At 32.1% G+C, this 12,216-nt stretch carries 11 protein-coding genes; 6 read left to right on the forward strand and 5 right to left on the reverse strand.

Going from position 1 to position 12,216, the window contains the following annotated elements; genetic code table 11:
• Positions 1-80: 80 nt before the first annotated feature.
• Positions 81-1,148 carry a class II fructose-bisphosphate aldolase gene (gene fbaA / locus ABD730_RS01895; protein ID WP_334467616.1) on the reverse strand — a complete coding sequence of 356 codons (1,068 nt, stop codon included), beginning with the start codon at positions 1,146-1,148 and terminating at the stop codon, positions 81-83.
• A gap of 174 nt (positions 1,149-1,322) precedes the next feature.
• On the reverse strand, positions 1,323-3,917 hold the full coding sequence (gene tamL, locus ABD730_RS01900) for a translocation and assembly module lipoprotein TamL (RefSeq protein WP_344712167.1): 2,595 nt from the start codon (positions 3,915-3,917) through the stop codon (positions 1,323-1,325).
• Positions 3,918-4,231: 314 nt separating this feature from the next.
• Here tamL and ABD730_RS01905 point away from each other — a divergent pair, with 314 nt between their 5' ends.
• Positions 4,232-4,975 carry a TrmH family RNA methyltransferase gene (locus ABD730_RS01905; protein WP_344712169.1) on the forward strand — a complete coding sequence of 248 codons (744 nt, stop codon included), beginning with the start codon at positions 4,232-4,234 and terminating at the stop codon, positions 4,973-4,975.
• Here the strand turns inward: ABD730_RS01905 and porT are convergent.
• Together porT and ubiE are read right to left on the reverse strand one after the other, a co-directional pair.
• The gene (porT, locus tag ABD730_RS01910) at positions 4,962-5,678 is read right to left on the reverse strand and encodes a type IX secretion/gliding motility protein PorT/SprT (RefSeq protein ID WP_215928575.1); all 717 of its coding nucleotides are present in this window, start codon (positions 5,676-5,678) and stop codon (positions 4,962-4,964) included. The genes ABD730_RS01905 and porT overlap by 14 nt on opposite strands.
• Position 5,679: 1 nt before the next feature.
• Complete coding sequence (gene ubiE, locus ABD730_RS01915) at positions 5,680-6,411, reverse strand: bifunctional demethylmenaquinone methyltransferase/2-methoxy-6-polyprenyl-1,4-benzoquinol methylase UbiE (protein ID WP_215928577.1); 732 nt, start codon at positions 6,409-6,411, stop codon at positions 5,680-5,682.
• Between the two features lie 227 nt (positions 6,412-6,638).
• On the opposite strand from ubiE, the gene trkA reads away from it, so the two are divergent.
• The 5 genes from trkA (at position 6,639) to ABD730_RS01940 (ending at position 10,913) form a co-directional block, all read left to right on the forward strand.
• Positions 6,639-7,988, forward strand: a complete 1,350-nt coding sequence (gene trkA, locus ABD730_RS01920; protein ID WP_334467608.1) for a Trk system potassium transporter TrkA — start codon at positions 6,639-6,641, stop codon at positions 7,986-7,988.
• A gap of 7 nt (positions 7,989-7,995) precedes the next feature.
• Positions 7,996-9,498 (forward strand): TrkH family potassium uptake protein, encoded by a 1,503-nt coding sequence (locus ABD730_RS01925; RefSeq protein ID WP_334467606.1) that lies wholly within the window; start codon positions 7,996-7,998, stop codon positions 9,496-9,498.
• A gap of 329 nt (positions 9,499-9,827) precedes the next feature.
• On the forward strand, positions 9,828-10,076 hold the full coding sequence (locus ABD730_RS01930; protein ID WP_215928583.1) for a hypothetical protein: 249 nt from the start codon (positions 9,828-9,830) through the stop codon (positions 10,074-10,076).
• A 140-nt stretch (positions 10,077-10,216) separates the two neighbouring features.
• The gene (locus tag ABD730_RS01935) at positions 10,217-10,486 is read left to right on the forward strand and encodes a hypothetical protein (protein WP_344712173.1); all 270 of its coding nucleotides are present in this window, start codon (positions 10,217-10,219) and stop codon (positions 10,484-10,486) included.
• A 172-nt stretch (positions 10,487-10,658) separates the two neighbouring features.
• Positions 10,659-10,913: a hypothetical protein gene (locus ABD730_RS01940; RefSeq protein ID WP_344712175.1), complete on the forward strand. Its 255-nt coding sequence runs from the start codon at positions 10,659-10,661 to the stop codon at positions 10,911-10,913.
• 105 nt (positions 10,914-11,018) lie between these two features.
• Here the strand turns inward: ABD730_RS01940 and ABD730_RS01945 are convergent, their stop codons facing one another.
• Positions 11,019-12,203 carry a pyridoxal phosphate-dependent aminotransferase gene (locus ABD730_RS01945; protein WP_334467918.1) on the reverse strand — a complete coding sequence of 395 codons (1,185 nt, stop codon included), beginning with the start codon at positions 12,201-12,203 and terminating at the stop codon, positions 11,019-11,021.
• Positions 12,204-12,216: the final 13 nt, after the last annotated feature.

Genomic DNA, 12,216 nt, shown 5'->3' on the forward strand with positions numbered 1-12,216 from the left:
ATGAAATTATATATAAATAAAAAACCCGCTAAAACTCTGATTTTAAGTTCTGACGGGTTTTAAAAGTTGTTGAAAAAAAATTATAATGTGTCTACATTATTTAAATCTTCGAATGCTTTTTTAAGTCTTGCAACAAAAGCTTCTTCACCTTTACGAAGCCAAACACGAGGGTCGTAATACTTTTTGTTAGGAAGATCGTCTCCGTCTGGATTACCAATTTGTGTTTGCAAGTAGTCTTTTTTATCTTGAATATAATCTCTTACACCACTCATAAAGGCATATTGCATATCTGTATCGATATTCATTTTTATAACGCCATAGCTAATACCTTCTCTGATTTCTTCAACTGTAGAACCAGATCCGCCATGAAAGACAAAATCGATATGGTTATGACCAACACCGTATTTTTTTGAAATATAATCTTGAGAATTCTTTAAGATTTTTGGAGTTAATTTTACGTTACCAGGTTTGTAAACACCGTGAACATTACCAAAAGCAGCAGCAATAGTAAATTGATCGCTTATTTTACTTAGCTCTTCATATGCGTAAGCTACTTCTTCAGGTTGTGTGTATAGTTTAGAATCATCAACATCTGTATTATCAACACCATCTTCTTCACCGCCTGTAATACCCAATTCAATTTCTAAAGTCATACCCATTTTGCTCATACGCGATAGGTATTGTTTACAAATTTCGATATTTTCTTCAATTGGTTCTTCAGACAAATCAATCATGTGAGAACTGTAAAGTGGTTTTCCTGTTTCTTTAAAATGTTGCTCACTAGCATCTAATAAACCATCAATCCAAGGTAATAATTTTTTAGCGCAATGGTCTGTATGTAAAATTACAGGTACACCATAAGCTTCGGCCATTTGGTGCACATGTTTTGCCCCAGCAATAGAACCTGCAATGGCAGCTTTTTGGTTGTCGTTGCTTAAACCTTTACCAGCATTAAAAACGCCTCCACCATTAGAAAATTGAATAATGACTGGTGCATTTAATGCTTTTGCAGTTTCTAAAACACCATTTATAGAACTAGACCCAATAACATTTACTGCAGGTAAGGCAAAGCCTTTTTCCTTAGCTAGTTTAAAAATATTTTGAACGTCTCTTCCGGTTGCAACTCCAGGTTTAATATTATGACTCATAATTTTATAATTGAAAAAGTTTAGATATCAAAAATACATAATTTTGAGTATTTATTAGACGAGAATTGCCATAAATAACCGAAAACGTTATCGTTTTTAATGCGGTTTAAGTTTTTCTAAAAAAGAATGATTAAATCTTATAATGAAAAACTTCAAAAGGTTTTTTATTAAAATTTAGAAAGGATAGTTAATACCAATGTTGTAAACTGCATTTCTAAAGTTATAGGTTTTAAACCAGCGATTGCCTTCATCATTAGAAGGGTCGTAAGTTTTAAAGCCAATATCAAAACGCAGCACAAAGAAGTCAAAATCGTAACGCAAACCAAAGCCTGAGCCTATTGCAATATTTTTTAAAGAATCGAAACTGGTTAAGGTGGCTGCGTCTTCTTCTACGTTATCTAAAACATTCCAAATATTACCAGCATCTATAAACACAGCACCTCTAAATGCACCAAATAAACTAAAGCGCTGTTCTGCGCTTAAATGAAGTTTAAAGTTGGCTTCGTTAAATTCGTTTGTAGATTTAGATCCTCCAGGTCCTAAATTATAAGCTGTCCATGCTCTATTGTCGTTAGGACCTCCTGCAAAAAAACTTTTTGAAAAAGGAATACTATTAGAATTGCCATAAGGAATAGCAATACCTGCATAACCACGAAAGGCTAATACATTTTTTCTGCCTAAATCTACATATTTTACATAGTCTATATCTGTTTTTATGTATTGCGAAAATGCCACTCCAAAAATTTCGTAATTATCGGCATCGTTTTTAGGTGATCCTAAAATACTAGAAATATTAGATAGTAAATTGCCAGCTAATTCAATTCGCCATTTAAAAACAGAGAAATCGTTATCAAAGATGTTTTTACGCTTGTCTTTTTTATAATTAAAACTTGTAGAAAAAATAAGGTTGTTTTCTGTGAGTCGCTCTTTGCGTTCTTCGATGTTGTTTACGGTTAAATAGTCATCATCATTTGATGTTAAGCTTGTATTGCCAGCTAAAACCTCATTGATGAAGACATCTGCAGGTTCGTACCTGTTTGTTGTTGATGTTTCATCATACAAACTGCTGTCATTACCTATATATCCTATATCTTGAGCAATAGAATTTAAGCGTCCAAAAGAATTTTGGTAGACTCCAAAGTAGTTACTTGTATTTAAGTTTTTTACAAAATTTACATTAAACAATTCTAAGGTATTAGTGACAGTATTAGATGGAGACCAATTGTAACTAAACATACCAGAAAGCGTTTGTTTATCTAAACCTATATTTTGTTGGCTCGTAGCTGAAACATTTATAATGGTACTTGGAGACATATACTTAGGGATGATTTTGTCTGTATTAAAAGGACTAAATAATCGTGGGATTGTTAGACGAATATTACCACCAAATTCATTAATGTCAAAAAAAGCAGCTTCAGGATCATTTCTGTTTTTTGAAGCTCCAATAGCTGCAATTCCAGAGATTTCCAAAGTTTCTGCACCTTTAAAAATATTCCTAATTTTTAAACCTGTGCTAAAAGAGAAGCCTATGGTTTGTATGTTACTTTGATTAATTTCAGGATCAAAACTTAAAGCGTATTTTTTCTTAGGTTCTAAAAAAATATTGGCGGTTAATGTCGTGTCTTCTTCGTTTTCAATATACTCTATGTTTGGGTATCTAAACATTTGTAAATCGTTGAGGTAACGCGACGTTCTACTTCGTGCTAAATCACTATAAATGTCGCCTTTATTAATAAAAACAGCATCAGTTAGTGCCTTGGGTCTAAACCTTAATTTTTCTTTACTGTAGAGGTTAAAGTCTTTGTATGTTGTTGTGTCTACTATAGGTTTAAAGCGGTTATTAAAATTATCATCTGTAAAAATATTAACCTCTTTTATTTTGTAAATTTTAAAAGGTGTTGTGGTTGTAGAATCATCACCTCTAATGGTTCTGTTGGCTATAATTAAATCGGTATGGACTTTATGATTTGTCTTAATTGTATCCATTTCAAAACGGATATAATCTTGTCCAAAATAATAAAAACCAGCATTTCTCAAATAACTGTTAATACGTTCGCGTTCATTCTCATAATTTTGTTCGTCGTATTGTTCTCCTTTTTTTAGTAATGTTGTTTTACTAAATTTATTGTAGAGCGAATCAATGGCAGGACTACTTATAAAAGGTTTCAGCGAATCTAAAATATAAGGCTTATGTTTTGTGACTTTGTAAGTTACTTGGGCAAGTTTATTACTGTCTTTTTCTACCTCGTAAGTTATTTCGTTGTTAAACCATCCTTTACTATAGTAATACTTTCTAAGATTGCTAACAGTTTTAATGGTTTTGTTTTCATCATAAATTACAGGAGCTTCACCCGTGCGTTTTAACCAAGCATTAAAACTGCGTTTAGATTCAATAAGATTATCAAATTGCTTTTTGGAGAGAAGTGCGGTTTTTCGTTTTACTTTAGACGAGTCACTTAAAATATTAGCATTGATTATAGAATCTATGTTAGGTCTGGCGAGATTGTAGATATAGAGTTTTAAAGGAAACCCAAAAAACTTTCGCATACCAGAATTGGTGCGTTGTGTAATGATATTGTTAATGCGTTCACTATTTATTTTATCTCCATCCTCTAAGATGGTATTACTTGTTATAAGATGTTCGTCTGCTTTAACACGTTTTACAACGTTACAAGAGCTTAGTAATATAATACATAGCCAAAGCAACACATTGCGGTGTCGCACATTGTAATTGGTAAATGGTATTAAAGTGAAATCTTGTAAACTCAATTGAGATATCTTAATTTTAAATGACGTATTAATGAAACAAAAATAATACCATTTCTTGTTATGAAATAGCAATCACTTTAATTTAGAAATCAAACAACACTAAAAAAGATTTATTAATTAGTATTATGGGTTTCGTCTAACAAATGTAAAGACATTTTAAAGAACTCATGTTCACTTTTTTTATTTAAACTAAAAATGATGCTTTTGTTTTTAGAAGAATTCTTTTTTATACTTCGTACTAGTGTTACAAAGTCATAAAAAGATGAAATATGAGAGCAAAATGATTATTTTGCAACAAATCAGAAAAAATTACGATGAGTTCAGCGTTATCAAAGAATCAAATAAAGTTAATAAAGGGGTTAAGTCAAAAAAAGAACAGGCAACTAGAACGGTTGTTTATAGTTGAAGGTATAAAAGGGATTTCAGAATTTCTAAAATCTGATTTTAAGTTGAAAAGTTTATTTACGACAAAATCCATTTTTGAGGCTCCGAAAGATTTAGTTTTTGAAATTTCAGAAGTTGAATTAAAAAAAATTTCAGCATTAAAAAATCCTAATACAGCCTTAGCTGTTTTCGAAATTCCAAACCAAGAATCAACACAAGAAAAGGGGTTAATTGTCGCTTTAGATGATGTAAGAGATCCAGGTAATTTAGGAACAATAATTAGGCTTTGCGATTGGTATGGTGTTAAAGACTTGGTCTGTAGTTATAATACTGTAGATTGCTACAATCCTAAAGTTGTACAAGCTACAATGGGCTCTTTAACGCGGGTAAATGTGCAATATGTGAACTTAAACGACTATTTAACATCTTGTAAGACTACTGTTTTTGGTACTTTTTTAGAAGGAGAAAATATCTACACTGCAGATTTACCTACTGAAGGTATAATTGTATTAGGGAATGAGGCCAACGGCATTTCAGAATCCATTGAAGCCGAGGTGTCAAGGAAAGTAACAATTCCTCAATTTGGTCATATTAAAGCAACAGAAAGTTTAAATGTGGCCAATGCCACAGCAATACTGTTAAGCGAATTTAGGAGACGTACTATTGAAACGTAAAATTAATAAAAATGCCTCTAGTTTGCATTTTAGAAATATTACCTGTCCACGGACTGTTGGGATCTACATCTTTAACGATTTCATCATTCATAGCAAAAACACCACGAATTGAAGGGGTGAATTTAAAATAGAGTAGGTAAAGGTCTATACCAAAACCAAGTTCATAGAAAAACGTGTTTTTTGTCATTCTAAATTCTCCAGAACTATTGTCGTTTGGGTTGTCTTGATTACTAGACAGGTTTAAAGCGGTAGAAATCCCTCCAATAATAAAGGGTTTAAAATTGTTAATACGTTTGGTAGATACTTTTAATAATAGTGGAATGTGAACGTAAGTAGATTTGACTTCTCTTAGCAAATCAGAATCATTAAACTCCATGCCTTCAAAATAACTTTCGTCATAACGCAAATTCCTAGTGGTAAAGAAAACACCAGGTTCTAATCTTAAATTTAAATAATCATTAATTCTCATGTCTCCAATAAGTCCTAAATGAAAACCAAAAGACTTATCAACCAGAATATCTTCTAAGTTTTCATTATAATCAAAATTAAAGTCATACTGATTAAAACCAATGAAATATCCCCAAGACAAAAACTTTTGATCAATATTGTCTGGGTTATTAGCCACCTTTTCTTTGGTAAAAAGTTGAGCAGTAACGTTTTGACACGTTAATAAAAATAGTACTAGATATATTATTTTCCTCATATTATGCTTTAGATGCTGAGTAGATTGTCGCTACTCCCATAGTTTGTGGTTTGTGTTCCACATTAATAAACCCAATTTTTGATAAAATATTGTTTAAAGCTTCTCCATAAGGGAAAACAGAGGCCGATTCACTGAGGTAACTATAGGCCACTTTATCTTTAGAAAATAATTTTCCTATAGTTGGCATAATTAGTTTACAATGGAAGTTGTAGCCTGCTTTATAAATAGGGTTAGTAGGTACTGAAGTTTCCAAAATAACGAAAATACCATTGGGTTTTAAGACTCTTAAAATTTCTGCTAGTCCTTTTTCTAAGTGTTCAAAATTACGAACTCCAAATGCTACAGTAATAGCATCAAAAGTGTTGTCTTCAAATGGCAAATCTTCAGAATCTCCAATAACCATCGAGATTACGTTATCTAATTGCTTTGCTTTAATTTTTTTGCGTCCAACTTCTAACATGCCATCGCTAATATCTAATCCAATGATCTCTTTAGCATTTGTTGTTGTTAAACTAATCGCTAAATCGCCTGTTCCTGTAGCAATATCAAGAATGTTTTCAGGATTATTTTTAGCCACTAATTCTACAACTTTGTTTCTCCATTTGACATCAACACCAAAAGAGATGACACGGTTTAAGCCATCGTATTCTTTAGATATTGTATCGAACATTTTAGTAACCTGAACCTTTTTGGTTTGGTCACTGTCCTTATATGGATTTATTTTTTTGGTCATTAAAAATTTTTTGCAAATATACTAAGAAGTTATAACTACTTATAACTTTAAATGCTTTAGCCACTTATTAACCTGCAACTTTTGGTTGCACTTATAACTTCTTAGTATATTTGTACGCTTATTTCAATGAAGTAAAATGAAACGAGCATGTTCAAAAAGAGATCAGCCTAAGGGTATGATTAATTGCGAGCCGCATGTGACTTTTTAAAAACAATAAATGTAAACACATGAAAATAATTATTGCAGGTGCAGGAGAAGTAGGATTTCATTTGGCAAAATTGTTGTCTTACGAGTCGCAAGAAATCACTTTAATTGATACAAAAAAAGAGAGTTTAGGATATGCTGGTGAGCATTTAGATATCAAAACTATTAAAGGCGATGCTACATCTATTGCTATTTTAAGAGATGCGCGAATAGATACTGCAGCTCTTTTTATTGCGGTTACATCTTCTGAAACCACAAATATTACAGCTTGTGTGTTAGCAAAACAACTTGGAGCAAAACGAACGATAGCTCGTATTTCTAATACCGAATTTATAGATAATAAAGAAACGGTTGGGTTTTCAAAATTTGGGATTGATGAATTAATTTCACCAGAATCTTTGGCTGCTTCTGAAATAGGATTACTTTTAAATCAGTATGGTTTTAATGATACCTATGAGTTTGAAAACGGAGCATTAACCATGTTGGGTTTACGTTTGTCTCGAACAGCAACCTTTGTTGATAAAACAGTAAAAGAAGCTGCCGAAATTTATCCGGAATTAAATTTTATCCCTATTGCAATTCAACGATTGGGAACGCAATATACTATAATACCTCGTGGTGATACTATTTTTAAAGAAGGCGATAAAGTTGTTTTTATGACTTCTAAAAGTGGTGATGAGGAATTATTTAAATTATCAGGAAAAGTTAAAGTTACGATTAAAAATGTTATGGTTCTTGGAGGAAGTCAAATAGGCTTTCAAACGGCTAAAGATTTATGTTCGAGTAAGTTTAATGTGAAACTGGTAGAAAGTAGAAGAGGTAAAGCTGAAGAATTAGCAGAAGATATACCAAGTGCTTTAGTTATTTGCGGTGATGGCAGAAATGTGGACATTTTAGATGAAGAAAATATTTCAGATATGGATGCCTTTATTGCTGTTACGGGTAATTCTGAAACCAATATTATGTCGTGCCTTTTAGCAAAGTCTAAAGGTGTAAAGAAAACTATAGCCTTGGTTGAAAATATGGATTACTATCAATTATCGCAATCAATTGGGATTGATACTTTAATTAATAAAAAATTATTAGCTGCAAATAATATCTTTAGATACATTAGAAAAGGAGAGGTTGTAGCCATGACTAAATTAACCAATATGAATGCAGAACTTTTAGAGTTTGTGGTTAAGGAAAAATCTAAAATTACGAATAAGGTTATTAAAGATGTAAAATTTCCAAAATCCGCGATCATTGGTGGTGTAATTAGAGATGGAAAAGGATCAATTCCATTAGGAAGTTTCAAAATTCAACCTGGTGACCGTGTTGTAGTTTGTTGTTTGCCTCGGTCTATTTCTGAAGTAGAACGTTTTTTTTCTTAATAAGAGCATGTCTAGAATAAAACTTAATTATAAGATTATTTTCCATTTCCTAGGGTTGCTATTACTGTTTAATGGTGGTTTTATGCTTATCGCAACGTTGATAAGTTTTATTTATAAAGATGGTGTTACGTTTCAATTGTTTTTAGCAGGTGTTACAACATTTTTAATTGGTGTTTTGGCAATGTTTAGAACAAAAAACCATCGTAAGGAAATGAATAAGCGCGAAGGTTATATCGTCGTTGCCTTCGGTTGGATTGTGATGTCAATAACCGGCGCCTTACCTTATATTGCGACAGAAGCTATTCCTTCGTTCACAGATGCTTTTTTTGAAACCATGTCTGGCTATACAACTACCGGTGCTAGTATTTTAAATGATATTGAAATAGTACCAAAAGGTGTTTTGTTTTGGAGAAGTATGACACATTGGATAGGTGGTATGGGGATTATTGTTTTAGCGATTGCGATATTGCCTTTGCTTGGTGTTGGGGGCATGCAATTATTTACAGCTGAAGCTCCTGGGCCGAGTGCAGATAAATTGCACCCAAGAATAACAGATACGGCTAAACGATTATGGCTTATTTACGTTGGTTATACCGTGGCAGAAACATTACTATTGCAACTTGCAGGTATGTCTTTTTTTGACGCTGTAAATCATGCGTTGAGTACATTATCTACAGGTGGTTTTTCTACTAAAAATGCTAGTGTTGCTTATTGGAATGATAATCCGTTAATACAGTATATTATTATATTCTTTATGTTTTTGGCTGGTACTAATTTTGTATTAAGTTACTATCTTTTTAAAGGTAAAGTTTCTAAAATTTTAAAAGATGAAGAATTTAAACTCTATTTTAAATTTATTATCATTTTTACTCTAATCGCGGCCGTTTTAATCTATTTTAAAGCAGATGTGTCTCAGTCCACCATAACACACCCAATGGTTTTAGGAGAAGCCGAAAGTGCATTAAGACATGCTCTATTTCAGGTGTTGACTGTAATTACAACAACAGGTTTTGTAAGTGCAGATTATACTATGTGGACTCCATTTTTGACAGTATTCTTTTTTGGAATGATGTTTTTAGGTGGTTCTGCGGGAAGTACTTCTGGTGGTGTAAAAGTAATGCGTCAATTAATTTTAATTAAAAATAGTTTTTTAGAATTTAAGCGTGCTTTACATCCCAATGCTATTATTCCTGTACGTTATAATGGTAAATCGGTTTCTAAAGATATTGTATTCAATGTTCTTGGATTCTTTATTCTTTACATGTTGTCATTTATTGTAGGGGCTTTAGTGTTTTCAATGTTTGATATGGATTTTACTTCAGCCATAGGACTTTCGGCCTCTAGTTTAGGAAACGTAGGGCCAGCATTAGGTGAATTTGGACCTGTAAATAATTATGCTGCTTTACCGCCTTTAGGAAAATGGTGGGCTTCTTTTTTAATGCTTATTGGTAGATTAGAATTATTTACAGTTTTGATATTGTTAACTCCTTTTTTCTGGCGTAATCGATAAATTAAATAGGATGGTTGTAAATAAAATTAAATTATTAGCGGCAGTATTTATAATCCTAGGATCGGTTTTGCTTTTTCTAAATGATTTAGAATTTAATCCATTCATCCTACTTCTTAAAATGATAGGTTTAGGACTTTTTATTTATACGTTGGTTAAAGAAAATCAATAATTCTATTCTTTTTTTTTACTATTTTAAAATTGAGCTAGCCTATATTCTCATTAATAATTCTGTGATATTAGAGGGTTTGGTGTTGTAATGCTGTGACCTCTAGACTGTAACATTTTAAATGTTAATACGTCATATTTGTATAACCAAACAAACATCAATCATGGAATTATCATTAAACTCATCATTAGAATTTGTACCAGAACCCATTGCGGTATCTCATTTTACAACACGTGGCTTATTAAATTCAAATTACAAATCTGTAGTGAAACAAAACTTTAAAACTTTAGAGTCAAAATCAGTATTTGCAATTAGACAACGTACAAAGCGTATTCAAAGTCACATGGTAAATTATACAGCTGTTATTTTAAAACTATCTGTCTTTGCCATTGCGCTCATCGCTTTGTTTTAATAAAATAAAGCCTTTGTACAGCTCTTTCTAACTGACCTAATACACTTGTATTTGTGTCTTTTATCTCTACAATCGCATATTACATTAGGTATTGATGCAATTTGTTCTCGCTTATTTTTTAAATTTAAAACCTTACTGCTATGCCATCCAATTCAATGAATGTTATTAATTACAATAGGAATCAGTTGCCTAAGCGAGAGAAGTTCAAAAACTTGCTTGGTGGTTATAAGCGTAGCCGTAAAACGGAATATAATTTACCTAAAGCGTCAACAAAACAATTAAATGAAATTGGCAAGCGCTTAAAAGAAGAACGTAAAGTTAGAATGCTAAAAGTAATATTGTTTACTATTATTTTGTCTGTTTTTCTTTTAATAGGCTTTACATATTTAACAGATGTATTAGTCAATTAAAAAAGTAACATAATTTGTGTTTCTAATTCTTTTAATAAATTTTAAATTGCATTGCCTACTTTGAATTGTTAGATTTTATAGTTGTTTATTGTGATAATGACAGAATTTAGGCTCATTTTTTGAGATTTAATTAATAATTTGTATTTTATCTGAAATATTTAAAACAACAATTATGAGATTAAATAAAACCGAAGATGCAGAAACGAATACGAAGCGTTCTAATAAGTCTCATTTAGCAACAAAAGGCTTATTGAATTCCAGATACAAACGCGTTGTAAAATATAATTTAAAAAAGGCGTGTAATAAATCGATATTTGGTGTTAGGAGGCGTTCTAAATTTCCAAAACTGTGTAAGACAAGCCATACAACTTCAATGGCCTTAAAAATAGCTGTGTTTGCATGTGTAGCTCTTGTGGCTTGTGTATAAAGTGTAGTTTAATACTATAGTTCTTTAAAGCTAAGGTTCTGTATAAAAAAATAAGTTGCAACAGTAACGTTACAACTTATTTATATCTATTATAATATGTTTTATTTAGCTTAAAGCAGACTTAATACGCTTAATAGCTTCTTTGATATTGTCTTGAGAAGCGGCATAAGAAATTCTTATACAATCAGGGTTTCCAAAAGCTTCACCTGTAACAGTTGCCACCAAAGCTTCTTCTAATAAAAATAGAGAGAAGTCAGAAGCGTTGTTTATTGTTTTTCCTTTAATGGTTTTTCCAAAGTATGATGATACATTTGGAAAGACATAAAAGGCGCCTTCTGGTTCATTTGTTTTAAATCCTTCGATTTCACTTAATAAATCAAGTATAAGTTTACGTCTTTCCTTGAATTCATCAACCATATACTTTATACGAGATGGATCTGCTTCTAAAGCTGTAATTACAGCGCGTTGAGCAATACAATTAGCTCCACTAGTAATTTGGCCTTGCATTTTGTTACAAGCTCTAGCAATCCAATCTGGAGCTCCAATATAACCAATTCTCCAGCCTGTCATAGCAAAGGCTTTAGAAACCCCATTTACAGTCACAGTTCTGTCGTACATATCTTCAAATTCAGCCATACTAAAATGACCTCCTTTAAAATTAATATGTTCGTAGATTTCGTCTGAAACGACATAGATATGAGGGTGTTTTTTTAGAACATCTGCTAACGCTCTCAATTCTTCTTTACTATACACAGAACCACTTGGGTTACAAGGTGAGCTGTACCAAATCATTTTGGTTTTCGGAGTAATGGCAGCTTCTAACTGTTCAGCTGTCATTTTAAAATCATTATCAATTGAGGTTTGAACTTCCACAGGAACTCCATCACTCAATTTTACAATATCACTGTAGCTTACCCAATAAGGACAAGGTAAAATAACTTCATCACCAGGATTAATCATTACTGCAGCGACATTTGCAAGTGCTTGTTTTGCTCCAGTAGACACTACAATTTGCGGTAATGAATAGTTGAGGTTATTATCGCGTTTAAATTTGGTAATAATAGCTTCTTTCAATTCTACATAACCATCAACAGGTGTGTAGCTATTATAATTTTGGTTAATAGCTTCAATCGCAGCCTCTTTAATAAAATCGGGTGTGTTAAAGTCGGGTTCTCCCAAACTTAGTCCAATAATGTCTTTTCCTTCTGCACGTAATTCTCTGGCTTTTGCAGCCATAGCTAACGTAGCTGATGTCGCTAGGTTGTTAATTCTATCTGATAGTTGGTTCATCATTGTAATTATT

The sequence above is a fragment of the Winogradskyella damuponensis genome, assembly GCF_039538385.1.
GTDB lineage: Bacteria > Bacteroidota > Bacteroidia > Flavobacteriales > Flavobacteriaceae > Winogradskyella > Winogradskyella damuponensis.